A 24,832-nucleotide genomic window follows, 5' to 3' on the forward strand; every position below is an offset into this window, starting at 1 on the left:
TGTGTTTGTAGTTTGTGTTTTTCAAGTTAAAGTCTCTTATCAGCCCCGATCTTTCGGGGCTTTTTTTGGGCCATTTTTTCGTGGTAAGGTAGTCATGACCATCATTTAATCTTCATCTGAGTGAAAACTTTCTGCCACAGTGCCTAGGCACAATCCAACGCAGTCAAGGTGCTGATTTGGCACTGGCGCTCGTGAATAATACACATCAGAGAGGATGAATATGATCAAGCTTAAACCTGTGGTTTTCGCCTGCGTGATGGCTGGCCTGACCCTGCCTGCACACGCGTTGGAATTAATACAGAATGGCGGATTTGAGGTGCAAGGGGCAGATAGCTACGATATCAGCGGCTGGCAAACTGCCGAGCAGGGCATTTCCGGCAGTGTACTGGCGCAAAGTGGGACGCTGTCCGAAGTGACTGGTAACGCGACAGTGGGTGCGTATCAGGGCAACTATTATGGCATGCTTGATAACTACGGCTTGTCTGCCAATGCGCTGTTTCAAACATTTGCCACTGGCGCTGTAAGTAGTGCCAGCCTGACTTTTCAACTGTTTGTGAATAATCAGCATGACAGTGCGTCGGTAGATGCGGCCGGTCTGGACTACACCGTGGATGCGACTGACAATCCCAACCAGCATGTGCGTGTGGATGTGTTGAAGTCTGGGAGTGATCCATTTTCTACCAGTAGTGCAGATGTATTGCAGACACTGTATCTGGGCGGCGCAAATGGCCCCCTCACCACTAATCAATATTTAAGTTATACCTTCGATATCAGCAGCATTCTGGCCAGTGGCGGCAGCTATACGTTGCGTTTTGCTACTGTTGCCAATCAGAACGCGCTGCAACTGGGGGTGGATAACGTCAGCATCAATGCGGTAGCCGCCGTACCAGAAGCCGACACCTATGCCATGTTGCTGGCTGGCTTGGGCTTGACAGCGTGCGTACGCCGTCGCCAGCTGGCTAAGTAAGATCAGTACGATTGAATTAAAAAGGAAAATAATCATGCACATGTTTAATATGAAACGCACAGCCATCGCAGCGATGCTATTGGGTGCGCAACTTGGCATCTCACCAGCAGTGTTTGCCGCAGAAAATGCACAGTTCTGGCTGGATGACGGGGCTGCCAGTTTAAATGACAGCAAGAAATTAGTTCCAAATGCGCGCAAAGCTAAAAATGTCATTCTGTTTGTGGGGGATGGCATGGGGATTTCCACCGTGACTGGCGCCCGCATTTTTGAGGGGCAATTGAAAGGCGCTGATGGCGAGCGCAACAAGTTATCTTTTGAAGCGTTTCCGTACGTTGCATTATCGAAAACTTACTCCACCAACCAGCAGACTGCCGACTCTGCACCAACCATGACAGCGATGATTTCTGGCGTGAAAACCAATGATGGTATTTTGTCGCTGAACCAGACGGTTGCCAGAAACGAGCCTAGTCCCGCTGTATTGAACGCTAATAAAGTCACCACTTTGCTTGAGCAAGCTGAAGTGGCTGGCAAATCAACCGGAGTGGTGTCTACAGCACGTATTACGCATGCTACGCCGGCGGCTACCTATGCCCATATCTCTAACCGTGACTGGGAAGCTAACTCAAACCTTTCTTCAGCAGCAGCCAGCAACGGTGTCAAAGACATTGCCGCGCAGATGATTGATAACTTCGGTTCAGGCAAGCTGGGTGATGGTATTGACGTTGTATTGGGCGGTGGCCGCAGCTACTTCCTGCCTAACTCGGTGACGGATATTGAAGGCACCAAGGGGCGTCGTACCGATGGTCGTAACTTGACGCAGGAGTATGTCAGCAAATTTGGCGGTGTTTATGTTCAGGACAAGAATGGGTTTGACGCCATTAATCCGGCGACTGCGACCAAAGTGCTGGGCCTGTTTAATCCTTCACACATGGAGTACGAGCAAGACCGTCCAAACGATATTGCTGGCGAACCTTCACTGGCCGAAATGACCGGTAAAGCGATTGATATCCTGAAGAAAAACCAGAATGGTTACTTTCTGATGGTGGAAGGCGGGCGTATCGACCATGCTTCCCATGCAGGCAATGCTTACCGTACTTTCAAGGATACTGTAGCTTTATCCGATGCAGTACGTGAAGCCATGTCCAAAGTAGACATGAACGACACGCTGATTATTGTGACAGCTGACCATAGCCACACATTGACCATAGGTGGCTACCCTAAGCGCGGTAATCCGATTCTGGCTAAAGTGGTGGAGCCAGGCAAAACAACGCCCACACTGGCGGCCGATGGCAAACCTTACACCACTGTCAGCTTTGCCAATGGCCCTGGCTACCATACCAACGCGCCAGGTGATGCTGTGTATAACGAAGCCATTGCTGCCGGTCGAGTGGTGGATATGACCTCGGTAGATACGGAAGATCCGGACTTTCATCAGGAAGCGCTGGTGCCACTCAGTTCTGAAACGCATGCAGGTGAAGAGGTGGCGATTTATGCGCAGGGCCCCAAAGCCTATCTGGTACATGGCGTGCAAGAACAAAGCTACATCTACCAAGTGATGAAAGAGGCGTTTGGCTTTCGTTAATTTAGTATGACTGAATGGCGAGGCGCCATCAATCAGCGTTAAAACAGGGACGTCCAGTGGGCGCCCCTGTTTGATTTGAATCCAATAGCATAAAAGGTGTATATATGATGCGGAAATTATCCGTGACGGTATGGCTGCTGGCGACAGGGCTGATCAGCCAGCAAGGCGTTGCTGCAGAACCGGACAGAGAAGCTGTCAATGCGCGCTATGAAACCACACAGTGCGCCCACCCATGCACGGCAAACAAGCATTTTCAATGGTGGCTGATGCGTGAACCCGGGCAAGTGGAAATTCGTCACCTTTACCAGCGTGGTGAACCCGCCCATCACAGCGGCTTGTGGATGCAGAAGCCCGCAAACCAGATGGCTTATGCCTACCTGATGCATGAAGATCAGCGGGCCATTGATTATATGGATGTTGACCTGAAAATGCTGGGCATGAAAACCGACCATTCGACATGGCAGGTGAAATCACAACTGGTCACCGATGAAGAGTTGGTCAAGTTGGTTAAACACCCCCAATCCGAGGTCAACAGGTTCGGCTACCGGGTAGAGCATTATACAGGGAAGCAGGCAGACGGTACCCAAGTGGATATTATGTGGATGCCCGCACTGAAACTGCCGGAAGCGATTCATTATGGTTACCCCAAACACGATGTGACGATACAGTTACAGGTGTTGCAATTCGACGGACAAGCAAGCAGTGTTGAGCGTGCGCCAAAAACTGGCAGCAATACGCTGGCATACTATCAGCACGTAGATTTTACCGATATCGGGGATATGGAGCACAATGCCGATGACGTGAAATGGCTGGCGAGAGCCCATGGGGCGCCGGGGATAGATCAGCCACACGCGCATTAACTTGTTATCTTCAAAATATACATTTGTTCGCCCGTCCTGAAGGATGGGCGTTTTGTTTTGGATGTTTTCTGATGTGAGCATTTAAATGGGCACTCAGACACTTAACGGACAGTCAGGGTTGAATCCAGCCCTGCCTATTAAATAGCAGCCGTGCCCGTGTGGGATGAATGGTCATCAGCTATAATGCGGCTATGACTTTCACTGTAATCAATTTTTTATTACTCTTGCTGATAATCGTCTTGCTGGTTTGGCAATGGCGTCAGCAGCAACAGGCCTCCCGGCAGGATCTGCCACAACAGGTCGCACAGTTGCTGGAAGAAAAGCACCGCGCAATGATGGCTGACATGCATCATGCACTGAATAGCCTCGCTGACCGTTTGCAGGTATTGAGCAGTGACCAGCAGGACAGGCTGCGCACACAAGTCTCACAGGAGCTGATGGCTACCCGTGAGGCGATGCAGGCATTACAGGTCGCGCAGCGTGACCACCTGTCACAAAACAGTGAGCAATTAAGCCTCAGTTTGCGTAACGGTTTGTCAGAGCAGGGGCTTACACAACAAACTATGTTGAACGCAGCCCTGCAAACCACCACGCAAAGCCTCACCCAGAGCATTGAAGCCCTGACCAAAATCGTCGATGGCCGTCTAGAAGAGATGAGTGGCAAGGTATCGATGCGTCTGGAAGAGGGCTTCAAGAAAACCAATGAGACCTTTGTCAGCGTGATGGAACGCCTGGCCACAATTGATGAGGCGCAGAAGAAAATCGATGGCCTGAGCGTGAACATGGTGAGCTTGCAGGAGCTACTGGGTGACAAGCGCAGCCGAGGGGCCTATGGCGAGGTGCAGCTGGAGGGACTGGTGCGCAATGTGCTGCCTTCGAGCAGTTTTGCCATGCAGCACACCTTAAGCAATGGCGCGCGTGTTGATTGTGCTCTGTTCTTACCGGAACCCACTGGCACAGTGGCGGTGGACAGCAAGTTTCCGCTAGAAAACTATCATCGCATGATAGACAGCAGTCTGGGCGAGCTGGTGCAGGCGCAGGCTTCTAAACTGTTTAAAGCCGATATTAAAAAACATGTGGACGATATTAGCAGCAAATACATCATTGCCAATGAAACCTCTGATGGTGCGGTGATGTTTATTCCTGCGGAAGCTGTGTTTGCCGAAATTCATGCCTACCATGGGGATGTGGTGGACTATGCCATGCAGAAACGCGTATGGCTGGTGTCACCGACTACGCTGATGGCTGTGCTGAACACGGCACGTGCCGTGCTGAAAGATGTGGAAATGCGCAAGCAGGTACACATTATCAAAGATGAGCTCGGCAAGCTTAGCAAAGACTTTGACCGTTTTGACACGCGTATGAAAAAGCTCGCAGACAATATCCGCCAGGCGCATGAGAATGCACAGGATGTGCATATCAGCAGCCAGAAAATTTCCAGGCGTTTTGCCCAGATCGAGAAAGTGGAATTGCAGGAGACCACTGGTCTGGCTGCACTCGATGTGCTGGATGAACTGGAAGAGCCTAAAGAATAACCAAAGCCTATTGCGTAAAGACCTATTCATGAATATCACCATTTTATATTTCGCCCGCATCAAAGAAGTGGTTAACTACTCTTCTGAGCAGGTATCGTTACCTGATGAGGTGGAAACCATCATTGCACTCAAGTCCTGGTTATCCAACCGCGGGGAAACCTGGCAGAAACTGTTCAGCGGGAGCGGCGTTGTACGTGCGGCAATCAACCACGAACTGGTGGATGATATGGCTACGTTTGACGAGGGTGATGAGGTGGCATTTTTTCCGCCTGTCACAGGAGGTTAATGGTGACTGCGCAACCCTACAAGCGCGTATTGGTGCAAGCAGAAGACTTTGATCTTGCAATGGAGATGCAGCAATTGCGCAGGCACTGTCCGCAAGCGGGTGCGGTTGTCAGCTTTGATGGTCTGGTGCGTGAGTTTGCCAAGGGCCAGGTATTGCAACGTATGCATATTGAGCATTATCCAGGCATGACAGAAAAGGCCCTGCTTGCCATCGTCGAACAAGCCTTGCATCGATGGCCGCTGCTGGGTGTGACCTTGATACACCGGTATGGAGACCTGGAGGCGCGTGCGCAGATTGTGATGGTAGCCACTGCCAGCCTGCATCGTCAGGCAGCATTTGACGCCTGTGCATTTATGATGGATTTTTTAAAAACAGAGGCCCCTTTCTGGAAAAAAGAGATTGGGGCTTTGGGTGCGCGTTGGGTGGAAGCGCGCGAGGCTGACGAACAAGCCAAACAACAATGGAGCCTGCCTGAATGATACAAGTGTTAACCCCAGATGAAATGACTGTGGCCCATAAGCTGGCGCCCATGACCTTTGAGTCAACGGCTGAACTTCTGGATGCGTCCGCACTCAGCTTGACTGATTATGGCTGGAAGCTACAACCCGAAGCACAAAAAACCTTGATGATGGGCTTGTCTATCCAGCACACGGGCTGCAATGTGCTGGTGCTGGGTACGCCAGGGTCAGGCCGGGCCGGGCTCACTGTGGCTGCCATGCGTGCGGCGGCAGAGCAGGTGATTGATACCACGCTGACCGATCTGGTGGCTCTGTATGATTTCAGTCAGCAATCCTGCGCTAACTATATCAAGCTGCCAGTCGGTCTGGGTGCACAATTACGCACGGTGATGGAAGGCTTTATCAAGAGTTTGATTGCAGAAATGCCGCATTGGGTTGATAGCAGTGGCCAGGTTAATTTGTCTCAGGCCGAGGTCTGGTGTGAGGCGCGCGTGGATGCCATGCGTTCGCAATTGAGCAGTGCCAAATTGTCGCCATTTTTCAATGTCATCAAGCCGGAAATGCTGGGGTTTCTGCAAGCCTGGCAACAGGTGGGTGGCGAAGGTGAAGGCGTTGAAGGCCTGATCAATGAATCATTTTTGTCGCGCTTTCGGGTCAATCTGCTGGTCGACCAGCGTGCCAACCTGACACAAGGACACAAACAGCCGATCGTTGAAGAAAATGACCCCGGTTTTGCTGCCTTGTTTGGTATGTTTGATAGCGCTGCCGGTGAATCAGCACAATTGCCCGAGTTTTTACGTTTGCGTGCGGGTAGCGTGCATCAGGCAGATGGTGGCATGCTGCTTTTGCATCTGCGAGATTTAATGCAGGATGAAAGTAATGGCACCGCCTTGCTTGAAAAATTGTACCGTCTGATGCGCAATCGTGAAGTGCAGATCGAAGACTGGGCCAATCACGCCCAGCAGGGGGCCGGGGGTAATCGCCATGGCAGTTTGCCAGTGCATGTCAAGATCGTCATGATTGCCAGCCGCGAAGATTATTACGACTGCCTGGAAGCACAACCGGACTTTTTTGAGTTCTTTCCGATCAAGGTCGAGTTTGAAGACCGGGTGACGGCCAGCCTGGACAACTATGCCTGGATGGCTGGTTACATAGCCCGTAAGTGCCAGCAGCAGGAGATGACGCATTTTAGCGCCCAGGCCGTCAATGTGCTCTTGCAATTTATGCACCGGCTCGAAGAAGATCAAGGCCGTTTTAGTACCCGTTTCTCACACCTCGATCAATTGATGCACGAATGTGTGTCGGTCGCGGCCAGCGCTTTGCTGGTGACGGATGACCATGTCCGACAGGCCTTGTCTGCCCGTTTGCTGCGCCAGCAGTTTTTCGAAACACAGATCCGCGACTCCATCATCGATAACGAACTGCTGATTCAGGTGCATGGCAGCGTGGTCGGGCAGGTCAACGGCTTGACACATATTGAGCTGGGCGATGCCAGTTTTGGTTCGCCGATCCGTATTACCGCTCGCTGCTACCCTGGTCGCAGTGGGGTCATCAATATTGACCGTGAAGTGAATATGAGCGGCCCGAATCATGACAAGGGCATCTATATTTTGCAAAACTGGCTGAGTGCGAGTTTCTGGGCGCTGGCACCCTTAAGTTTGAGTGCTTCGCTGGTGTTTGAGCAGGAATATAACGGTGTGGAGGGCGATTCTGCCTCTTGTGCTGAACTGTTTGCACTGTTATCCGCGCTGACTGACCTGCCTATCAAGCAGGGCATTGCCGTGACCGGTGCCCTTAACCAATTTGGCGAAGTCATGCCGATCGGTGGTGTGAACGAGAAGATTGAAGGCTATTTCAGGGTGTGTCAGGCGCTGGGCTTGAATGGCGAGCAGGGCGTGATTATTCCCAAGCGTAACCAGCGGCATCTGGTGCTGGATGATAGTGTGGTACAGGCGGTGAATAATGGCATGTTCAGGATTATTGCCATTGACCATGTGCTGGAGGGCATCGCCCATTTGACCGACATTGAAGCCGGGGTGCAAAGTGTGGATGGTACCTATCAGGGGGATAGCCTGATGGCACGTGCGCAAACCGTTCTCGCGAGCTATCGTCATACGCTGGAACGCAATCAGGCACGTATGGCCTATATTCAGCAGCAAGCAGATGCCAGCAAACCTTTTTAATTCTATTTCGAAGCATGGCCAGAACCCACCATAAAAAACAACCCACCCAGGCACAGGAAGGCGAGGACGACAGCTGCCGTCTGGATAAGTGGTTATGGGCTGCGCGTTTTTTCAAAACGCGCAGCCTGGCAGCTGAAGCGGTGGATAGTGGTAAGGTCCGTGTCGATGGTGACCGCGCTAAAAACGCAAAAGTCATGAAGCCCGGTATGCGTGTCAGCATTAAAAATAAGGATATGCAGATAGAAGTTGAAGTGCTTGCCTTGAGCAATGCGCGGCGGGGTGCACCAGAAGCCGCGCTACTTTACCGTGAAACAGAAGAAAGCGTGCAGTTGCGCTTGCAAGTCAAAGGCACGGGGGCCGATTTATTTGCCTTGCGTGAGCGCGGCGCCGGCCGGCCGACCAAACGGCAAATGCGCGATATCCAGCGCTTTACCGGGCGCGAATAGCTGCCTGCTCTACACCCTAGTTAGGTTTGTGCGGGCTACCGTGAATCCCCATTTTTGCTGCCGCCTGCGCACGACATGAAACATCCAGCTTCTGGAAAATCCGTTTTAAATGGTTTTTGACGGTATTCGCACTGATATTCAAAATCAGCCCGATTTCAAGATTGGTTTTGCCACTGCGCACCCAGTGCAATATCTCGTGTTCGCGGCCAGACAAAGAACCCTGCGTCATGCTGTCGAGCAGGTCTTCATCCTTGACTGGTGGCTCAAGGGTCGCAATCCGGCGCATCGCAGCGTCCAGGTGTGGCATGATCATACCCATTAACTGGTCCGGTACACTGAACTCGCGCGAGCGATCAAAAAACACATAAATACAATCAGACTTGCCGCGGGTATCACGCACGCCATAGACCAGCAAGGTGTGCATTTTCATCAATTGCCGGGTAAATGGATTTGGCGATTGTGCGTGCATGCCGCTGGCATCAAACCTGTTAATCACAAACCATTTGTCTCCGTTGTCTACCCAGCGTTTGTAAAGGTTGCACACCAGATAATTGACAATGGCTGAGTCTTCTTGCAAGCGCTGTGTAGATAACTCCGGTAATTGTGAGGACACGTCAAAGCGCAAGTCACCACTGCTGAAGTCTCCCCATGCCGCCAACAGGGCATCATGCCGCATCAGTGGATGAATGTCGTTTTTCAACCAATTGAAAAAATCCAGGTGCCGGTTAATGGCATATGAATGTTGTATGGCCAGGAGGATACTTTCCCAATGAGCTTCTTTTTTTTGTGCCAGCATGGAGTTACCTTTATTAAAATGCAGGACAGCAATAGTCCTGACAATATTCATGGTTAAGTTATTTACGGCTGAAATGCGCAAGTCTTTAATAGAGGTGTGCTGGAAATTCGGATATTTGATGGCCAGGATGAACGAGGGATATAAACAGGCGGGCACATGTCGTAACGCATGGGGATGGTGAGTTAAAATGGGAAAAACACAGGGAGGATGCAGATGGGTTTATTAAATAAATTGCCAGGTGGCATACGTTACCCAAGCCATAGAGAGTGGCAGCTCTTGAAAAAGCTGCCAAAATGGTGGCTGCTGGGAAGCGTTGTGTTTGCAGCACCGCTGATATATGCCTGGTGGAAAAATGTGGATGTGTTGAGCCAGGATCTGGAGCATTTGGCCATTTTTTTTGGGCTGCTGTTTACTTTCTGGTTTTTTATCGGCGCCATGACCATCGGCCTGATTGTCGTTATTATCATGAAAGGGCCGGGGTATGTGGCCGATCCTTATTACCTGCCCAAGGAAGATAAAAGCCTTGAAAATAAGCCTGGGCAGCAATAAACCTTGAGTGCAGCATGAAAAGCAGTGTATAATCGCGTGCTTTGCAACCTTGCCACACTTTGACCTGCCATTTGGCTGATCTGAAGGTGGCTTAAACCATAAGGAAATCTCATGCGACACTATGAAATCGTGTTTATTGTTCACCCTGACCAGAGTGAACAAGTGCCTGCAATGATTGAGCGCTACCGCGCCCAGATCACAGGTAATGGCGGCAACATCCACCGTCTGGAAGACTGGGGCCGTCGTCAACTTGCCTATCCAATTCAAAAAGTACACAAAGCGCATTATGTGTTGATGAACATCGAGTGCAGCCAGGCCGTGCTTGAAGAGTTGGAGCATGGCTTCAAATTTAACGATGCTGTATTGCGTCACTTGACAGTCGCGACAAAAACAGCGGTGACTGCGCCTAGCCCAATGATGAAAGAGGAAAAATCCAAAACCATCGTGGGTGATGCACCAGCCGCAGCCACTACTGAGGCCGCAGCCTAATTGTTGTGAATACGCTGGTGATTGCCGCAACGGTGCAAGCAATTGAGCCGTTAGGCTATACACCCGCAGGATTACCCTTGTTACGATTGCAGTTGCAACATGATTCGGAGCAGCTGGAAGCGGGCCTGAATCGTAAAGTGCAGTGTGTGCTGCCAGCAGTATTGATCGGTGAAAAAGCCAGATTAACCCTGCAGACGGGTGACCAGATTAAAGCTAAAGGCTTTCTGTCACGGCGCAGCGCAAAAAGTACACAAGTGGTGATGCATATACAAGAGATACAGCTGATACAGCAACTACAAATATTGAAGGAGTTTTAAATGGCAAGAGATATGTACAAACGTCGCCGTTACTGCCGTTTTAGTGCAGAAGGCATCAAAGAAGTAGATTACAAAGACGTAGATCTGTTGAAAGATTTCGTTTCAGAAAACTTCAAAATCATTCCAGCCCGTATGACTGGCACCAAGGCTAAATATCAACGTCAACTGACAACCGCTGTTAAACGCGCGCGTTTCCTGGCACTGATGCCTTACACAGACAAACACCCAGGTTAATTGGCGGCTTAGGAGAACAAGATGCAAGTGATTTTATTGGAAAAAGTAGCAAACCTGGGCTCTCTGGGTGATGTGGTTAAAGTGAAAGACGGTTACGGCCGCAACTTCCTGATTCCACAAGGCAAGGCAAAACGTGCCACTGAAGCAAACAAGGCAGTATTTGCAGCACAACGTGCCGAGCTGGAAAAACAACAGGCTGATTTGCTGGTTCTGGCTCAGGCCCGTGGTGAGAAACTGGCTGGTTTCAACCTGAGCGTGGCTCAAAAAGCAGGTGTTGATGGTCGTTTGTTTGGTTCTGTGACCAACATGGATATCGCTGAAGGCTTGCAAGCACAGGGTCACGACGTGAAAAAATCTGAAGTGCGTTTGCCTAATGGCCCACTGAAAAATATCGGTGAATTTGCTGTGAGCGTTGCATTGCATCACGACGTCGTCGTTGATATCACTGTGACTGTGACTGCAGAAGCTTAATACCGCGTCTGCAAGCATCAAAAAAGGCTACTCCGGTAGCCTTTTTGTTTTTCTATGACCTGTTTTCAGAAAGTGATTTTCAAACTCTTTTCAATTCTGGAATCAATGTCACTCCGGCTTTTCGGTATAATCGCAGGATGGCAGACGAACAACTAGAATACTTAAAACTCCCCCCGCATTCCATAGAAGCCGAGCAGTCGGTACTGGGCGGCTTGTTGCTCGACAACGAAGCATTGGACAAGATCGCCGATATTTTATCGGCGCAAGACTTTTATCAGCACGACCACAAACTCATTTATCAGCATATCACCAAGCTGATTGAGCGCAGTCAACCGGCAGACATTGTGACCGTTGCCGAATCGCTCGAGAACTCGGCGGAGCTGACCACGGTAGGCGGGGTGGCGTACCTCGGCGCCCTGGCACAGAATACCCCGACTGCGGCCAACATCCGGCGTTATGCTGAAATTGTGCATGAACGCTTTGTCATGCGTCAGTTGGTCACTGTCGGGACAGATATTGCCGAAAGCGCCTACCAGCCTAACGGGCGCGATGCCCAGCAGTTGCTCGATGAAGCCGAAGCCAAGATTTTCCAGATTGCCGAAGGTGGCAACCGCAAGGCTCAGGGCTTTTTAGGCATGCAAGTCCTGTTGCCGCAGGTCGCTGACCGTATTGATTATTTATATTCTCGCGACAACCATTCTGATGTGACCGGTATTCCTACCGGTTTCGGGGATCTGGACTCGATGACTTCCGGCCTGCAAGGCGGTGACATGGTGATTATTGCCGGACGCCCCTCCATGGGTAAAACTGCTTTTGCGATTAACATCGCCGAAAATGTGGCGCTGGATACACAACTGCCGGTGGCTATTTTTTCGATGGAGATGGGCGCCACACAGTTGACTACCCGTATGATCGGTTCGGTAGGGCGTCTGGATCAGCACAAAATGCGCAACGGTAACCTTGAAGACGAGGATTGGGAAAAACTCACCACGGCATTGGGAAAACTTAACGAGGCACCTATTTATATCGATGAAGGAGCAGGCTTGAGCAGTTTCGACGTGCGTGCCCGTGCACGCCGCTTGCACAGGCAAACTGGCAAGCTCGGCTTGATCGTCATCGACTATTTGCAATTGATGACCTCGCCATCAGGCAAAGCCGGTGAAAACCGCGCCACAGAAATTTCTGAAATATCACGTTCGCTCAAAGCGCTGGCCAAAGAACTGGATGTGCCGGTGATTGCCATTTCCCAGCTTAACCGTGGGGTGGACCAGCGCCCTGATAAACGCCCGGTCATGAGTGACCTGCGTGAATCGGGCGCGATTGAGCAGGATGCTGACTTGATCATGTTTGTGTATCGTGATGAGTACTACAACCCCGACAGTGCCGAAAAAGGGACTGCCGAGATTATTATCGCCAAACAGCGTAACGGCCCGATTGGTCGTGTACGGCTGACCTTTATGGGCGCACATACCCGCTTTGAGAACTATGCCAATGCGGCGTACATGCCGGATGAGTATTAAGCGGCCTGGTGACTACTATGCGTCCACTTGTTGCTCATATTGAAGAATCTGCACTGGCCCACAACCTGGCGCAAGTCAGACGTTATGCGCCACGCTCCAAAGTGATTGCAGTGGTTAAGGCCAACGCCTATGGCCATGGATTGCTGAACGCGGCGCGTGGCCTCAAAGAAACGGATGCTTTTGCAGTCCTTAATGTCAGTGAAGCGATTGCCTTGCGGGATGCCGGTTACCAGCAGCCTGTGTTGTTGCTGGAAGGGGTGTTTTCAGCGGATGAAATGACGCTGGTGGATCGCTATCACCTGGATACGGTGGTTTCTCATCAGGCCCAGTTATCATGGGTGCTTGATAGTGCGCCAAATATTCCACTGCGGGTTTACCTCAAACTGGATAGCGGTATGCATCGCCTGGGTTTTCAGCCGCGTGAATACGCGCATGCCTTGCAGCAGTTGACCAGCTCAGCGAATGTGCGTGAGCTGATTCTGATGACGCATTTCGCCAACGCCGATGTGGCCGATGGCACTGCTGCTGCCATGCAAGTGGTGGCGCAAGTGATGCCTGCGTCCTATGCACGCTCGCTGGCTAACTCCGCGGCCATTGTGCAGCAGGCACATACGCATGCAGATTGGGTACGCCCAGGCATTATGCTGTATGGCGCCACGCCGGTGGCTGAAAAATCGGCCAGTAGCCTTGGTTTGAAGCCGGTGATGACCTTGCAGTCGGGACTTATTGCGGTGCAGCAGATTGCCGCCGGTGATAGTGTAGGCTATGGCAGCCTGTTTACCGCCGACAAACCCAAGCGCGTGGGAATTGTGGCTTGCGGGTATGCTGATGGTTATCCTCGGCATGCACCAACGGGCACGCCGATTGCCGTCGCTGGTCACTTAACCCGCACATTAGGGCGGGTTTCCATGGATATGCTGGCCGCCGATATTACCGATATTCCACAAGCCGCTATTGGCAGTACCGTTGAGCTGTGGGGTGAGCAAGTGCCGGTAGACGATGTGGCGCAGGCCGCTGGCACCATAGGCTACGAATTGTTATGTGCAGTGACTGCAAGAGTGCCTATGATCGTTACTTCATAAAAGATAGCTGAATTTTCCACTAACTAGGTTGATAACTTTCCAGTTCATTGAGGAAACCTCATGCAGCAAAACGATAATAAAGTATCTCAGCAAAGTATTAGCGCTTGGTCGGATCTAAATGTGCAAACATTTACAACGCCGGAGCAGTTGACACTGTTTAATTTTGTTGTTGATTGGCCAAAAATCTCAGGCACATTTCAAATCAAACTTGATGCGTTTGCGTTAGCTGAGAGTTTTAGTTTTGCTATTGATCAATCTGGTAAGGCCAACTTTTATTTACCGATGTTTCATTCCCCATTAGGCGTGCCAGCCAGCTATGCATCAGTAAAGTTTACTGATGAAACCAGTTGCGCCATCTTGAAGGGGTTGCGTAGTGTCTTACCAAGACTGAGGGGGCTGGGTGTGGATTCGGTTACAGGACTGGAGATTACCTATAGCACCCCAATCCACGATCGAATCATAGATAAAGATGTTTTTGATGCGGCGAAATTAAACTTGTCGAGATCAGATTTCAACGTGACTATACAACTGAGCTAGCGCATCTGATAGAAGATAAAGCATGAAGAGTGTTATGGAACTTTTAAGCGAAGAAAAATTAAAAGAATTTTTGAAAACAATAATACCTGATCAAAAGGTTGACTATCCCAACAACATAAGCGATCTTAAAAAGGGTATTGAATATGTGTATATCCTCACCGTGAATGATGAGGCAATCGTAGTCGGGCGTGGCAAAAAAAACCGTGCGAAAGTGATTTTTGATACCCGAGATACACTACCTACTCAAGGTCATATTAAGTCTATGTTGGTCAGACTCTACCACATCTATGGTGGCCAAAATTTAGAGTTTAAACGCTATTTGATTCCATGCGACTCAGTTGGAAGAGCTGAGGAAATTGAAAAGAAAATACATAAAAAATTTGGAGGTAATAAAACTAGCTTGCCAAAAAGTATTGAAGAAAAACTCTTTCAAGGTCTTGACGAGGATTTCGTAACGAAATTCGTTTTAAATGCGGCCCTTTGCTCCTCTTATAGTGGTATAAGCGATTTAAGAAAGTGGAGAAATGCAAAGTTACTTAATGATCAAACATGGAAAATTATCTGTGAGAAACTTTGTATCCTTTAGATAGGAATTATTCACTTACATGCTTGAGATTGTTGGCCTCTTAAGAGAGTGTCTTCAGCGTATGAACCTGTCATTTACTCCATTACTTTATGGCTAAAGCAAAAACACAATATACCTGCACCGAATGTGGTGCGTCTGAGCCTAAGTGGCAAGGCCAGTGCCCGAGTTGCCAGGCTTGGAATACCTTGGTCGAAACCGTGCCCGAGGCGGCCACGCAAAGCCGGTTTGCCAGTCTGGCACCGACGGCGCAATTGCAAAAGCTGGCCGATGTTGAGGCGCAGGATGTGTCGCGACAGGCGACCGGCATTGCCGAATTTGACCGTGTATTGGGCGGCGGCCTGGTCGCGGGCGGCGTGGTGCTGATTGGGGGCGATCCTGGCATTGGTAAATCAACCTTATTGTTACAAACCGTGTGCAAAATATCGCAATCACTGAAGTCGTTTTACATCAGTGGTGAAGAGTCCGCCCAGCAGATCGCCATGCGTGCCAAACGACTGGGGCTGAATGCCAGCCAGGTCGATGTGCTGGCAGAAATTAATCTGGAAAAAATCAGTCAGGTACTACAACAGCACCAGCCAGATCTGGTGATCATTGACTCTATCCAGACTGTATACTCAGAAGCTTTGCAGTCTGCTCCGGGTTCAGTGGCACAGGTTCGGGAGTGTAGTGCCCAATTGACGCGGATTGCCAAGCAGTTGGGCATCAGCATGATTCTGGTCGGACATGTCACCAAAGAAGGCTCGCTGGCCGGGCCTCGTGTACTTGAGCATATTGTCGACAGTGTGCTTTATTTTGAAGGAGATCAGAACTCCAGCTTTCGCCTGATCAGGGCCATTAAGAACCGTTTTGGTGCGGTCAACGAGCTGGGTGTATTTGCCATGACCGAAAAAGGTCTGCGCGAGGTGAGTAATCCATCGGCTTTGTTTTTGTCGCAACATGATGCGCCCGTTCCGGGGTCTTGCATTACCGTGACGCAAGAGGGCACCCGGCCATTACTGGTTGAAATACAGGCCTTGGTGGATACCGCCCATGCGCCCAATCCCAAACGCTTGTGTGTCGGGTTGGAGCAAAACCGTTTGGCCATGTTGCTGGCGGTATTGCATCGTCATGCAGGAGTGGCTTGCTACGATCAGGATGTATTTATCAATGCAGTAGGCGGGGTCAAGATTAGCGAGCCAGCCGTTGATCTGGCGGTATTGCTTGCTATTGTTTCTTCATTTAAAAACAAACCATTACAAGCGAAATTGATTGTATTTGGTGAAGTCGGGCTGGCGGGAGAGGTACGCCCTGTGCAGCGTGGGCAGGAGCGCTTGAAAGAGGCTGCCAAGCTGGGCTTTACCCATGCCATCATCCCTAAAGCCAATGCCCCTAAAATGCCGATTGTCGGCTTGCAGGTTGAAGCGGTTGACCGCCTGGAGCAGGCCATAGATTACTTGCGGCATGCGACAGTATGATGCCGTTATTGTAATGGCTGATGGTATGCCTGTTTTTTCATAAAAAGTTCACGCAACTCATTAAAAAAATCATTGCCTAAAATTTCAGATGCGCTAACACATCAGTGTGACAAAAAGATGAAATTCCCGAGAATATTAAAAAGGAGACCGGGTGATGAAAAAAATAAGTTGCTTGCTTCCATTTTTACTCAGTGCCTGTGCCGGTATTCAGGCCACACCCTACACCACTCATAGTGGAAACGCTGGATACCAGTTGACATGCAGCGAGTTCAATACCACGCTGGAAAAATGTAAAGCCAAAGCCAGTGAACTATGTGGACATGGTTTTGATGTCGACAAGACACTTTCCTACCGCGAAACGTTTGCTGATAGTGGTGATGGGATTTATATGCCAGCCAGACAGCATTTAGCGGTCATTTGTCATTAGTCTGCGCCGTAATATTTTTCCAGATGTGCGCGTTGAGCAGGGTATTCATTTACATTTCTGGCAGATTGTATTGATTGCTCTCCACACCGTTACCCGGACGCGCGGAGCGGTCTGGATGACCACCAGCTTGTGGTGGTTTGGGTCTACAGGCACGTAAGCTATTTTCATCCTGCGCAGCTTCGACGCAAGTCAGTTCAGTCTTCAGTCTTAATAATGTGTCCTGTTTCATCCTGGTAAAGTCTGGTTTGCTGCGTGGTGGCGGCTCTGCGAGCGAGAGGCTGGTGATTGCGAGCAGGCAAATACTGACCAATAGTGCGACATACAATTGTGCTTTTTTACGTTCTGACATCACCCATCATCCTGTGCATGCTGAATAAAGGGTCATTATAAAAAATCAAAACGTTTGAGTCAGTGACAAATCAGTGCGTTTTGTAGCCATGTGTAGCGAAGCAGATACATTAAATATGGGGGGTACTTAATGCGCTAAACAATATTCCGCTGCTTGCATGCCACTGCGCACGGCCCCTTCGATGGTGGCTGGATAGTCGCCTGCTACATAGTCACCTGCAATAAATAGCTGAGGATAGCCAAGATCACTGGCGGGGCGCTCTAGCCCCTTATTACAGCTAAAAGTGGCCCGTTTTTCAGTGATGATTTGGGACCAGGCAGGGGTTTCTGGTAACTGCATGCCATAAGTTTTTAATGACAGATTGAGCGCAGTGATACATTGCTGGATGAGTGTCGCTTTATCTGAAGGCAATGAGTCGTGCGCGCTGATCACAAAAGCCAGTAGCCCTGGCTGAGCACAACATTGGCCGCGGTCAAACACCCATTGTGCCAGACCGTGACACAGGCCCATGACTGGATACGGCAAGCGGAAATCTGCAGAAAACTGCATGTATATCGTGGTAATTGGCTGATAGCTAAAGTGGCTAAGCTGCGGCAACCGCGGCATCTCGATGGTTTTTAGCTGATGTGGCCCGACAGCGACAATCACGGCGTCGAAAGTGGTCATGTCATTCGCGGTATACACCTGCGCACCCTCGCCATAGGGTGCTATCTTGCTGACAGTGGCATGCAGCTGGCATTGGCCGCCCGCACGTATGATGTGCTGCAAGAGTGGTTGTATCAACCCGCTGGTTAAATCTTGCCGGACAATTAAAAAATCACTGTCGCTGCGGCGATACTGAAAGCTGTCGCGCAATACATGCAGAAACACTTGGCCGCTGGCTTGTGTGATCGGCGTGTTTAATGCCGCCAGACATAAGGGTTCCCATAGCCAGCGGATGCTTTGCGCCGTTTGTTTGGCATCCGTCAGCAAGTCAGCGACTGTCATGTCCTGCTGCAGTTGAAAGTGCTTTCGCCTGAGTTGCAGCATCCAGCTTAATGCACGCCATTTACTCTTGCCTGACAGGCCTTGCGCAGTGCACAGTCCCCACACCAGATGTAAGGGCGCCGGTAAGTAGCGTGATGTCACCAGTGACATGCGTTGTGCGCCATCATGCATATACAGCGCCAGTGGCAAGCGCAAAAACACGCCCTGTTCGGTCAGTCCGGCTTGGGCCAGCAGCTGCAAGGTTGCCTGATAGGCGCCCAGACACAAGTGTTGACCGTTATCCAGCATGGCATGCGTCATGGATACGCCGCGTGCGCGGCCGCCAGCCTGCGGGGCAGCCTCGTAGAGGGTGACGTGATGGCCGTGTTTGATTAAATGCAGTGCCGCCGAGAGTCCGGCCAATCCTGCACCGACTACCGCCACACTGCGCGGAGAATGCGTTTGTGCGTGCATGTGTTGCTGTGACATGTGGCAGGCCGTTACCAGCGGTATTTTAACCACGCGCCCAATGCCAGCGTCAGTTTTCTAAAAGGCGGCAGCGCGACTTTATGCGTCAGGACCAGATTAGGGTCTTGCCGGATTTCGCGCAGCAAGGTGCGGTAAATGGCGGCCATTAATAAACCGGGCAGCTGACTTTTATAATCCGTTTTCGGCAGTTGTGACAAGGCTTTGTTGTAAAACTCCTCGGCACGTTCAATTTGCGTCATTAGCATGGCCTGCGTGTGCTGGCTGCTTTTGCTATGCAGCAATTGCTCTTCAGTCACCTCAGCTTGCGCCAGTTCATCCAGCGGTAAATAAATACGGCCACGTCGGGCATCTTCCCCTACATCACGGATAATATTAGTCAGTTGAAAGGCAATACCCAGGTCATGCGCATATTTAAGGGTGGCGCGGTCGCTGTAGCCAAAAATCTGAGCAGAGAGCAGCCCGACCACACTGGCCACACGGTAGCAATAGAGTTGCAACTGCTTGAATTCGGCATAGCGGTTGTACTGCGTGTCCATCTGCATGCCATCGATGATTTCGATAAAGTGTGCTTCTTCCAGGCCATACTGTGCGATCACTGGCTTGAGGGCTTGAGTGACCGGATGTTGCGGTGTTTCGTGAAACAGCCGTTGTACTTCCTGTTTCCACCAGGCCAGCTTGGTTTGAGCGATCTGGTAGTCCGAGCATTCGTCCACCACGTCGTCAACTTCGCGGCAGAACGCATAGAGGGCAGTCATTGCCTCACGTTTGGCTTTGGGTAAAAACAGAAAGCTTAGGGTGAAGCTGGAGCCACTTTCACGGGTTTTTTGTTGGCAATATTGTTGCGGCGTCATTGTTTACATAGTGCTTTCAGCAAAATCACGGGCCAATCCAGTTTGGTCAGGGTAGGGCGCCGACGGTAAATGTCACCTCGGCAGCGTTTGAGTTTATATAGGATACGCTCGCCGCCTGCAACGATCATGCGCAGTTCCAGGCCAATTCTGCCAGGCAGATGGTGCCCGAGCGGTTTGCCTGCCAGTAACAGTTGCTCGGCGCGTTGCACGTTTTGCATGAAAAAAGCCTGCCACACAGTGTCACAGCGCTGGTTGCGCAAATCCTGCTCGCTGATCCCGGCCTGCTGCATTTCATCAGCACATAAATAAATACGTCCGGTCTCGCCATGCTTTTGCAAGTCAATGGCAACGTCCTGATAAAAGTTAATCAGCTGCAAGGCGGTGCAAATCTGGTCGGCCCACTTGCGATGCTGCGTTGAGTCATGCTGATACAGTTGTAGCATCAGTCTGCCCACCGGGTTGGCTGAGCGCTGGCAATAATTCAGTACTTCGGCAAAGGTGGCATAACGGGTTTTGACCACATCCTGTTTGAATGCACTGATTAAATCCAGTAAAGGCTGCACTTCAATGTGATGATCGCGCACTACCTGTTGCAAGCTGATAAACAACGGCTGCTCGGGCTGAATATAGGCTTGTACCAGCCGTAATTCATCCTCGTAACGCTGCAGGGCCTGCAACCGTTCTTGCTGGCTTGCATGGCCTTCGTCGGCAATATCATCTGCCTCGCGCGCAATACGATAAATCACGGCTACTGCATGACGTAAACGTTTGGGCAATAGCAGGGAGGCCACCGGAAAATTCTCGTAATGTTTGCGCGCCAGTGCCAAGCTTTGTCGGGTGGCTTCAGCAGGTCGGGAAAAAACGAACATGGCTTAAGTATGCCATAAATCCATGATACGCTTACGCTTTGAAAATCAACTACTGGTAAAGAGCATTATGTTAGGCATTATTGGGGGCACCGGGCTGACAGAGTTAGCCAACCTGAATATTTCAAAACGATTAATCGTACGTACACCTTATGGTGAACCTTCCCAGCCACTGGTCTTTGGTGAAATTAACGGTAAAGAAGTCGTCTTTCTGGCGCGTCATGGCGGTGGCCATACCATTCCGCCGCATGCCGTGAATTATCGCGCCAATGTTTGGGCCTTGCATTCTGTGGGCGTCTGTCACTTATTGTCTGTTGCGACTGTGGGCGGCATTACGCGAAACCTGATTCCCGGGGATATCGTCTTGCCCAATCAGATTATGGATTACACCTACGGACGGAATAACACCTATCACGATGGCATAGAGTTGCCCGTACGGCATATTGATTTTACCCATCCATACTCGCCAACCATGCGCGCACAATGTTTATTGGCGGCGCAACGCGTTAATGCATCCATAGTCGACGGTGGTGTTTACGCTTGCGTGCAGGGCCCACGTCTGGAAACCGCTGCGGAAATTGATCGTTACGAGCGTGATGGCGCCACCCTGGTAGGCATGACGGGCATGCCGGAAGCCGTGTTGGCGCGTGAACTGGGCGTTGAATATGCGGCGATTTGCCCAGTGGCCAACTTTGCGGCCGGTCGTGGTGACAGCGCCAACGCGATCCAGTTTGAGCAAGTCATGCCACTGTTGCAACAAACCATGGATAAAGTGCGCATCATTATTGCGCAGTATTTATCCGAGAACACTTGCGAAGTCAGTTAAGCATGGCCATCCAGCCAGTATTGAAAATGGGTGATCCGCTGCTGTTTCAAACTGCACTCAGGGTTACCCAATTGGATACGCCTGAACTGCACGCGCTGATTCAGGACATGCACGACACCATGACACACATGCACGGTGCAGGCATCGCAGCCCCGCAAATTGGCGTGAGCCTGCAAGTGGTCATGTTCGGGGTTGGCAAAAATCCGCGTTACCCAGATGCCGAAGAAGTCCCGTTTACCATACTGATCAATCCTGAGCTGACGCCCGTTGGCAACGAGGAAGAAGAGGGCTGGGAAGGCTGTCTCTCCGTGCCGGGCATGCGCGGTCTGGTACCAAGGTATCAACAGTTGCATTATTGTGGTGTTGACCCCCACGGAAATGTAATAGAGCGTACAGTCAGCGGCTTTCACGCACGCGTCGTACAACACGAATGCGACCACCTTTTTGGCGTGTTATACCCCATGCGTATCCGAGATATGACTAAATTTGGCTTTAATGATGTACTTTTTCCAGGTCAAATGCTTCCAGATGACTAATTCTTTGCTATAATGCGCGCTTTCCGGAAGAGTGGCAGAGCGGTTTAATGCAACAGTCTTGAAAACTGTCGAGGGTTCACGCCCTCCGTGAGTTCGAATCTCACCTCTTCCGCCAGACATGGATGCCGCAGGTTTGCGGCATTTTCATTTGCAGGTTTTATTCATTACACTCTTAAGGAAAAGTCATGACTCAAATCATCATCGACCACAACCCATCTCAAGAAAAACTGAAAGAACTGGGCGTATCCAGCTGGAACATCTGGGATTGCGCACCCTCCAAATTTCCCCTGGACTTCACCATGACTGAAAAAGCCTACGTGCTACAAGGCGAATTCACTGTGACACCACAAGGTGGCGAAAAAGTAACGATCAAGGCTGGTGACTATGTTGAGTTTCCAAAAGGCTTGAAATCACAATGGGAAGTGGTCAAGCAATTGAAAAAACACTACAAACACTTCTAATTGAAGTTGCTTTAAAAACAAAAAGCCTGTCATTTCGGCAGGTTTTTTTATTCAATGAATTTACACATTTCGTTGAAACAGTACTGCTCAGCGAGTAGAGGCTGCAGCTACAAACTGTACGCAGGGTTTTGCCCGTAGTTTTTAATATGTGACTTAATTCGTATGTAAGCCAGCTAATCTTTTGCGATCACTCATTTGAATTGCTGTCATCATGTCATTAATAAATATTTCTTCTGAAGCATACGCCTGATTGATATTAGTGTTTTCAATAGATACTCTAAAAAGTAATCCATCAGTGATGTATCCTCTTAGCCCATATTTGACTTGCTCAAATTTAAGTTGCCATGAGTTGGTTACAACTTTGGTGCCAACCATTGCCCAGTAGCTTACGCTTTCAATTCTGCCAGGTTTCTCAGCGATGAATTGATTAACAGGAATAGGGCCAAATTTCGTTATTAATTGAGATTTGCTTTTATGTTTTTTTACTTGATAGCCCTGTGCTGGATAGCAAATTTCTGGCATGTGAATTGTACTTTTATTGGATTGATTTTCAGTATAGGCAACTGAGAGCATGATTGGTGGGTGATTGTTTTTGACGTACAGGCGTGATAACACCTGGTCATAGGTCTTGCTAAGCGTATCGTTCAGTTCTGGGTTGACTATATAATTAGCTTTTGTGTTTATTTCATGCCAGCCATTAAATTCCCTTGGTATCATTTTTTCAATGTCAACAGGCGATAGTTTGGAACTCAACTCAACATAGGGTTTAAAATACGTTGCCATGAGCATGGCAACGATCATTAATGACATTGTAGAAATGTAAAGTAGTTTGCCAGATCTTGAGCTTGCCTTCGAGGTCATATTTTCAATATCGTTTTTGAATGAACTGATCAATTGCCATAATGAGTGACAATGCAATTAAAAACAGAGTTAGCCCAGAAAATTTATGCATAAAGCCTTGTCCGATATGATCACCAAAATGGTAAGTTAGAAGTGCAAGAATAATGACTCTTATTAAGTTTGAAATGAAGGAAATCGGAATGATCAATAAGCCAAGAACAATATTTCTTTTCCACGAATCATGTTTTACCAAATTAAGGTAGAGTAAGCCCATAGCCTCCAATGATACTAATGTTTTCATCCCCGCACATGCATCTGCAACCAGAAGTTGGTAATTTCCAATTTGTAGAATCACACCATTTCGACCGATGGGATAGTCAGCATAAAATAGAATTAGTTCGGTAGTGTAAGAAATCGCAAGCTTGAGTGGTAATGTGATGGCATCTAAAATTTGAGCAGGTAATGGAATTGTAAAGATTAAGAAAAAAAGTGGAAACCAAAAGTGTTTCGCTGTCTGAATACCTCTAAATTGAGTGATTAGAGCAGATATAACCAAGATTTGTGATCCAACAGAAAGCGCTGGTATTGATTGTGAACGGCCGAACACGTACATAATAATGCCGATAAGTAATGTTATCTGCGCAATGATGCTATATTTTTGTATGCATTCAGGGTCATCGTTTTGATTAAAAAAAATATGTTTCTCTTGCCAAAATAAATAGCCTGAAATGAATATCACTAACCAAGCATAAGATTGAGATTCAAGCAGTGTGCTATCTGAAAAGTAATCCCAATAAACGGGTATGTACATCGATAGGAATGTGATGAAAAGACTAATGTTCCAGGAGGAAGGTCGTTGATTAAATGATAAAAGAGTTTTTCGCATTTTTGCCCTAGAGCATCTACTTTACTGTCTGTGTGTACTCTATATTTGAAATGGTTCTAAGACGTGTGATTTCTTGAGTGCGTATTCTGGAAGTAATTTCTGAAGTTAATTTTTCGAAAAGCAATTTTGTATATAGACTTTCCGTCATAACCGAATCATTTATTTCTATAATTCCACATAATTCAGGATGATTGTCAATTGCTGAATATAAAAATTGGTTTGTTTGCAATTTGTTGCCATATTTTCTATAGAAACTGTCCTGCATATGCTCAGCAGGAACTTCAGCAGTTGTTACTACGAAGTTTAAATTCTCATCGATGAGCGACTGTTTCACATCATTAAACGTTTTTAAATTGAATACTATTCTATCAATCAATGGCAGGCTGACTGAGTTCGTGATTTTGATCGTTTCAATTTTGTAAGTTTTATGGTTTAAAAAAATATCAGGACGTTGAGTCTTAATTTCCTCAATAATTTCATTATCGTCTAAAGATACTTTTGATCGTAACTCATTCAGATAAACTTTCGCATATATTCTGGCTTTTTCATCTTCAAGCTCTTGAATCACTTCTGGTTTACGATTGGTGTTTAATTTGAGTGATTGATTTACAAGAAGTTGCCTGTTTATCAAATCCTCGATTGTCTCATTGACGTTTTTGACTATGTTATGATCAAGGTTATATTTGATTTCACTATTGAGCTGATGGGCAGTAATTTCAACCCCATCAACCGTGGCAATAATCTGGGATGGATAAATATCTTCCTGGCTACAACCTGATAATATTGCTGCGAATGATAAGCATCTTGCTAAAATAATATAATTCTTAAAAAAAATTTGCGTATGCATAATCACCGAGAATAATAGTTATACCTAGTCTTATTTTACAAGTTTGTTTATCTGAATGATACAAGCGACTATTTAAAGTTGATTATGTGCCTTTTACTAAGCACCGCATAATTTTTTTAGCTATTCTGTGAGAGTT

At 48.8% G+C, this 24,832-nt stretch carries 30 protein-coding genes and 1 tRNA gene; 23 read left to right on the top strand and 8 right to left on the bottom strand.

The window, feature by feature from the left end:
* The first annotated feature begins 220 nt into the window (after positions 1 to 220).
* The 8 genes from Q9291_RS07610 (at position 221) to Q9291_RS07645 (ending at position 8,317) form a co-directional block, all read left to right on the top strand.
* Positions 221 to 967, top strand: a complete 747-nt coding sequence (locus Q9291_RS07610; protein ID WP_306389427.1) for a PEP-CTERM sorting domain-containing protein — start codon at positions 221 to 223, stop codon at positions 965 to 967.
* Positions 968 to 1,001: 34 nt separating this feature from the next.
* Positions 1,002 to 2,549: an alkaline phosphatase gene (locus Q9291_RS07615; RefSeq protein ID WP_306389428.1), complete on the top strand. Its 1,548-nt coding sequence runs from the start codon at positions 1,002 to 1,004 to the stop codon at positions 2,547 to 2,549.
* Positions 2,550 to 2,653: 104 nt separating this feature from the next.
* Complete coding sequence (locus Q9291_RS07620) at positions 2,654 to 3,409, top strand: hypothetical protein (RefSeq protein ID WP_306389429.1); 756 nt, start codon at positions 2,654 to 2,656, stop codon at positions 3,407 to 3,409.
* A 191-nt stretch (positions 3,410 to 3,600) separates the two neighbouring features.
* Positions 3,601 to 4,944, top strand: a complete 1,344-nt coding sequence (locus Q9291_RS07625) for a DNA recombination protein RmuC (RefSeq protein WP_306389430.1) — start codon at positions 3,601 to 3,603, stop codon at positions 4,942 to 4,944.
* 28 nt (positions 4,945 to 4,972) lie between these two features.
* Entirely contained in the window at positions 4,973 to 5,230 is a 258-nt protein-coding gene (moaD, locus tag Q9291_RS07630) for a molybdopterin converting factor subunit 1 (RefSeq protein WP_306389431.1), read from the top strand.
* Positions 5,230 to 5,709 (top strand): molybdenum cofactor biosynthesis protein MoaE, encoded by a 480-nt coding sequence (locus tag Q9291_RS07635; RefSeq protein ID WP_306389432.1) that lies wholly within the window; start codon positions 5,230 to 5,232, stop codon positions 5,707 to 5,709. The genes moaD and Q9291_RS07635 overlap by 1 nt, the downstream gene beginning before the upstream one ends.
* On the top strand, positions 5,706 to 7,871 hold the full coding sequence (locus Q9291_RS07640) for a Lon protease family protein (protein WP_306389433.1): 2,166 nt from the start codon (positions 5,706 to 5,708) through the stop codon (positions 7,869 to 7,871). The genes Q9291_RS07635 and Q9291_RS07640 overlap by 4 nt, the downstream gene beginning before the upstream one ends.
* A 14-nt stretch (positions 7,872 to 7,885) precedes the next feature.
* Positions 7,886 to 8,317 (top strand): RNA-binding S4 domain-containing protein, encoded by a 432-nt coding sequence (locus tag Q9291_RS07645; RefSeq protein WP_306389434.1) that lies wholly within the window; start codon positions 7,886 to 7,888, stop codon positions 8,315 to 8,317.
* Between the two features lie 16 nt (positions 8,318 to 8,333).
* On the opposite strand, the gene epsA is transcribed toward Q9291_RS07645, so the two are convergent.
* A complete protein-coding gene (gene epsA, locus Q9291_RS07650; RefSeq protein ID WP_306389435.1) occupies positions 8,334 to 9,113 on the bottom strand; it encodes an XrtB/PEP-CTERM-associated transcriptional regulator EpsA in 780 nt (259 codons plus the stop codon).
* 213 nt (positions 9,114 to 9,326) lie between these two features.
* Between epsA and Q9291_RS07655 the strand changes: the two genes are divergently transcribed.
* From Q9291_RS07655 to Q9291_RS07705, 11 genes are all read left to right on the top strand, one after another.
* The gene (locus Q9291_RS07655) at positions 9,327 to 9,662 is read left to right on the top strand and encodes a hypothetical protein (protein ID WP_306389436.1); all 336 of its coding nucleotides are present in this window, start codon (positions 9,327 to 9,329) and stop codon (positions 9,660 to 9,662) included.
* 111 nt (positions 9,663 to 9,773) lie between these two features.
* Positions 9,774 to 10,151, top strand: a complete 378-nt coding sequence (rpsF, locus tag Q9291_RS07660; RefSeq protein WP_306389437.1) for a 30S ribosomal protein S6 — start codon at positions 9,774 to 9,776, stop codon at positions 10,149 to 10,151.
* A 5-nt stretch (positions 10,152 to 10,156) separates the two neighbouring features.
* Entirely contained in the window at positions 10,157 to 10,468 is a 312-nt protein-coding gene (priB, locus tag Q9291_RS07665) for a primosomal replication protein N (protein ID WP_306389438.1), read from the top strand.
* Positions 10,469 to 10,702 carry a 30S ribosomal protein S18 gene (rpsR, locus tag Q9291_RS07670; protein WP_024929836.1) on the top strand — a complete coding sequence of 78 codons (234 nt, stop codon included), beginning with the start codon at positions 10,469 to 10,471 and terminating at the stop codon, positions 10,700 to 10,702.
* A 21-nt stretch (positions 10,703 to 10,723) separates the two neighbouring features.
* The gene (rplI, locus tag Q9291_RS07675) at positions 10,724 to 11,173 is read left to right on the top strand and encodes a 50S ribosomal protein L9 (protein ID WP_306389439.1); all 450 of its coding nucleotides are present in this window, start codon (positions 10,724 to 10,726) and stop codon (positions 11,171 to 11,173) included.
* A gap of 137 nt (positions 11,174 to 11,310) precedes the next feature.
* Positions 11,311 to 12,693, top strand: coding sequence for a replicative DNA helicase (dnaB, locus tag Q9291_RS07680; protein WP_306389440.1), 1,383 nt, complete (start codon positions 11,311 to 11,313; stop codon positions 12,691 to 12,693).
* Positions 12,694 to 12,710: 17 nt separating this feature from the next.
* Positions 12,711 to 13,775, top strand: coding sequence for an alanine racemase (gene alr / locus Q9291_RS07685; RefSeq protein ID WP_306389441.1), 1,065 nt, complete (start codon positions 12,711 to 12,713; stop codon positions 13,773 to 13,775).
* A gap of 60 nt (positions 13,776 to 13,835) precedes the next feature.
* The gene (locus tag Q9291_RS07690; protein ID WP_306389442.1) at positions 13,836 to 14,312 is read left to right on the top strand and encodes a hypothetical protein; all 477 of its coding nucleotides are present in this window, start codon (positions 13,836 to 13,838) and stop codon (positions 14,310 to 14,312) included.
* A gap of 34 nt (positions 14,313 to 14,346) precedes the next feature.
* Positions 14,347 to 14,898 (top strand): hypothetical protein, encoded by a 552-nt coding sequence (locus Q9291_RS07695; RefSeq protein WP_306389443.1) that lies wholly within the window; start codon positions 14,347 to 14,349, stop codon positions 14,896 to 14,898.
* Between the two features lie 89 nt (positions 14,899 to 14,987).
* Positions 14,988 to 16,352, top strand: coding sequence for a DNA repair protein RadA (gene radA / locus Q9291_RS07700; RefSeq protein ID WP_306389444.1), 1,365 nt, complete (start codon positions 14,988 to 14,990; stop codon positions 16,350 to 16,352).
* A 154-nt stretch (positions 16,353 to 16,506) separates the two neighbouring features.
* Positions 16,507 to 16,779 carry a hypothetical protein gene (locus Q9291_RS07705; RefSeq protein WP_306389445.1) on the top strand — a complete coding sequence of 91 codons (273 nt, stop codon included), beginning with the start codon at positions 16,507 to 16,509 and terminating at the stop codon, positions 16,777 to 16,779.
* Between the two features lie 49 nt (positions 16,780 to 16,828).
* Here Q9291_RS07705 and Q9291_RS07710 read toward each other — a convergent pair whose 3' ends face one another.
* The 4 genes from Q9291_RS07710 to hpnC all read right to left on the bottom strand — a co-directional run bounded on the left by Q9291_RS07710 (position 16,829) and on the right by hpnC (position 20,303).
* Complete coding sequence (locus Q9291_RS07710) at positions 16,829 to 17,128, bottom strand: hypothetical protein (protein ID WP_306389446.1); 300 nt, start codon at positions 17,126 to 17,128, stop codon at positions 16,829 to 16,831.
* 126 nt (positions 17,129 to 17,254) lie between these two features.
* The gene (gene hpnE, locus Q9291_RS07715; protein WP_306389447.1) at positions 17,255 to 18,583 is read right to left on the bottom strand and encodes a hydroxysqualene dehydroxylase HpnE; all 1,329 of its coding nucleotides are present in this window, start codon (positions 18,581 to 18,583) and stop codon (positions 17,255 to 17,257) included.
* A gap of 11 nt (positions 18,584 to 18,594) precedes the next feature.
* A complete protein-coding gene (gene hpnD, locus Q9291_RS07720) occupies positions 18,595 to 19,434 on the bottom strand; it encodes a presqualene diphosphate synthase HpnD (RefSeq protein WP_306389448.1) in 840 nt (279 codons plus the stop codon).
* Positions 19,431 to 20,303, bottom strand: a complete 873-nt coding sequence (gene hpnC / locus Q9291_RS07725; RefSeq protein WP_306389449.1) for a squalene synthase HpnC — start codon at positions 20,301 to 20,303, stop codon at positions 19,431 to 19,433. The genes hpnD and hpnC overlap by 4 nt, the downstream gene beginning before the upstream one ends.
* A 67-nt stretch (positions 20,304 to 20,370) precedes the next feature.
* Here hpnC and Q9291_RS07730 point away from each other — a divergent pair, with 67 nt between their 5' ends.
* The 4 genes from Q9291_RS07730 to Q9291_RS07745 all read left to right on the top strand — a co-directional run bounded on the left by Q9291_RS07730 (position 20,371) and on the right by Q9291_RS07745 (position 22,123).
* Positions 20,371 to 21,126 carry an S-methyl-5'-thioinosine phosphorylase gene (locus tag Q9291_RS07730; protein WP_306389450.1) on the top strand — a complete coding sequence of 252 codons (756 nt, stop codon included), beginning with the start codon at positions 20,371 to 20,373 and terminating at the stop codon, positions 21,124 to 21,126.
* A gap of 2 nt (positions 21,127 to 21,128) precedes the next feature.
* Complete coding sequence (def, locus tag Q9291_RS07735; RefSeq protein WP_306389451.1) at positions 21,129 to 21,662, top strand: peptide deformylase; 534 nt, start codon at positions 21,129 to 21,131, stop codon at positions 21,660 to 21,662.
* A gap of 25 nt (positions 21,663 to 21,687) precedes the next feature.
* A tRNA-Ser gene (locus tag Q9291_RS07740) sits at positions 21,688 to 21,777 on the top strand.
* Positions 21,778 to 21,847: 70 nt separating this feature from the next.
* Positions 21,848 to 22,123: a cupin domain-containing protein gene (locus Q9291_RS07745; RefSeq protein ID WP_306389452.1), complete on the top strand. Its 276-nt coding sequence runs from the start codon at positions 21,848 to 21,850 to the stop codon at positions 22,121 to 22,123.
* A gap of 153 nt (positions 22,124 to 22,276) precedes the next feature.
* Here Q9291_RS07745 and epsI read toward each other — a convergent pair whose 3' ends face one another.
* Genes epsI through Q9291_RS07760 form a run of 3 tightly spaced genes read right to left on the bottom strand, consistent with a single transcriptional unit; the run spans position 22,277 to position 24,696 of the window.
* Positions 22,277 to 22,933, bottom strand: a complete 657-nt coding sequence (epsI, locus tag Q9291_RS07750; protein ID WP_306389453.1) for an exosortase-associated protein EpsI, B-type — start codon at positions 22,931 to 22,933, stop codon at positions 22,277 to 22,279.
* Positions 22,934 to 22,988: 55 nt separating this feature from the next.
* Entirely contained in the window at positions 22,989 to 23,849 is an 861-nt protein-coding gene (xrtB, locus tag Q9291_RS07755) for an exosortase B (protein WP_306389454.1), read from the bottom strand.
* Positions 23,850 to 23,865: 16 nt separating this feature from the next.
* On the bottom strand, positions 23,866 to 24,696 hold the full coding sequence (locus tag Q9291_RS07760; protein ID WP_306389455.1) for a hypothetical protein: 831 nt from the start codon (positions 24,694 to 24,696) through the stop codon (positions 23,866 to 23,868).
* Positions 24,697 to 24,832 lie beyond the last annotated feature (136 nt).

The sequence above is a fragment of the Methylophilus aquaticus genome, from assembly GCF_030769565.1.
Classification (GTDB): domain Bacteria; phylum Pseudomonadota; class Gammaproteobacteria; order Burkholderiales; family Methylophilaceae; genus Methylophilus; species Methylophilus aquaticus.

Coding starts and splice junctions, on each gene's coding strand:
- Q9291_RS07610 (WP_306389427.1), top strand. CDS start 221: ATGATCAAGCTTAAACCTGTGGTTTTCGCCTGCGTGATGGCTGGCCTG.
- Q9291_RS07615 (WP_306389428.1), top strand. CDS start 1,002: ATGCACATGTTTAATATGAAACGCACAGCCATCGCAGCGATGCTATTG.
- Q9291_RS07620 (WP_306389429.1), top strand. CDS start 2,654: ATGATGCGGAAATTATCCGTGACGGTATGGCTGCTGGCGACAGGGCTG.
- Q9291_RS07625 (WP_306389430.1), top strand. CDS start 3,601: ATGACTTTCACTGTAATCAATTTTTTATTACTCTTGCTGATAATCGTC.
- moaD (WP_306389431.1), top strand. CDS start 4,973: ATGAATATCACCATTTTATATTTCGCCCGCATCAAAGAAGTGGTTAAC.
- Q9291_RS07635 (WP_306389432.1), top strand. CDS start 5,230: ATGGTGACTGCGCAACCCTACAAGCGCGTATTGGTGCAAGCAGAAGAC.
- Q9291_RS07640 (WP_306389433.1), top strand. CDS start 5,706: ATGATACAAGTGTTAACCCCAGATGAAATGACTGTGGCCCATAAGCTG.
- Q9291_RS07645 (WP_306389434.1), top strand. CDS start 7,886: ATGGCCAGAACCCACCATAAAAAACAACCCACCCAGGCACAGGAAGGC.
- epsA (WP_306389435.1), bottom strand. CDS start 9,113: ATGCTGGCACAAAAAAAAGAAGCTCATTGGGAAAGTATCCTCCTGGCC.
- Q9291_RS07655 (WP_306389436.1), top strand. CDS start 9,327: ATGGGTTTATTAAATAAATTGCCAGGTGGCATACGTTACCCAAGCCAT.
- rpsF (WP_306389437.1), top strand. CDS start 9,774: ATGCGACACTATGAAATCGTGTTTATTGTTCACCCTGACCAGAGTGAA.
- rpsR (WP_024929836.1), top strand. CDS start 10,469: ATGGCAAGAGATATGTACAAACGTCGCCGTTACTGCCGTTTTAGTGCA.
- rplI (WP_306389439.1), top strand. CDS start 10,724: ATGCAAGTGATTTTATTGGAAAAAGTAGCAAACCTGGGCTCTCTGGGT.
- dnaB (WP_306389440.1), top strand. CDS start 11,311: ATGGCAGACGAACAACTAGAATACTTAAAACTCCCCCCGCATTCCATA.
- alr (WP_306389441.1), top strand. CDS start 12,711: ATGCGTCCACTTGTTGCTCATATTGAAGAATCTGCACTGGCCCACAAC.
- Q9291_RS07690 (WP_306389442.1), top strand. CDS start 13,836: ATGCAGCAAAACGATAATAAAGTATCTCAGCAAAGTATTAGCGCTTGG.
- Q9291_RS07695 (WP_306389443.1), top strand. CDS start 14,347: ATGGAACTTTTAAGCGAAGAAAAATTAAAAGAATTTTTGAAAACAATA.
- radA (WP_306389444.1), top strand. CDS start 14,988: ATGGCTAAAGCAAAAACACAATATACCTGCACCGAATGTGGTGCGTCT.
- Q9291_RS07705 (WP_306389445.1), top strand. CDS start 16,507: ATGAAAAAAATAAGTTGCTTGCTTCCATTTTTACTCAGTGCCTGTGCC.
- Q9291_RS07710 (WP_306389446.1), bottom strand. CDS start 17,128: ATGTCAGAACGTAAAAAAGCACAATTGTATGTCGCACTATTGGTCAGT.
- hpnE (WP_306389447.1), bottom strand. CDS start 18,583: ATGTCACAGCAACACATGCACGCACAAACGCATTCTCCGCGCAGTGTG.
- hpnD (WP_306389448.1), bottom strand. CDS start 19,434: ATGACGCCGCAACAATATTGCCAACAAAAAACCCGTGAAAGTGGCTCC.
- hpnC (WP_306389449.1), bottom strand. CDS start 20,303: ATGTTCGTTTTTTCCCGACCTGCTGAAGCCACCCGACAAAGCTTGGCA.
- Q9291_RS07730 (WP_306389450.1), top strand. CDS start 20,371: ATGTTAGGCATTATTGGGGGCACCGGGCTGACAGAGTTAGCCAACCTG.
- def (WP_306389451.1), top strand. CDS start 21,129: ATGGCCATCCAGCCAGTATTGAAAATGGGTGATCCGCTGCTGTTTCAA.
- Q9291_RS07745 (WP_306389452.1), top strand. CDS start 21,848: ATGACTCAAATCATCATCGACCACAACCCATCTCAAGAAAAACTGAAA.
- epsI (WP_306389453.1), bottom strand. CDS start 22,933: ATGTCATTAATGATCGTTGCCATGCTCATGGCAACGTATTTTAAACCC.
- xrtB (WP_306389454.1), bottom strand. CDS start 23,849: ATGCGAAAAACTCTTTTATCATTTAATCAACGACCTTCCTCCTGGAAC.
- Q9291_RS07760 (WP_306389455.1), bottom strand. CDS start 24,696: ATGCATACGCAAATTTTTTTTAAGAATTATATTATTTTAGCAAGATGC.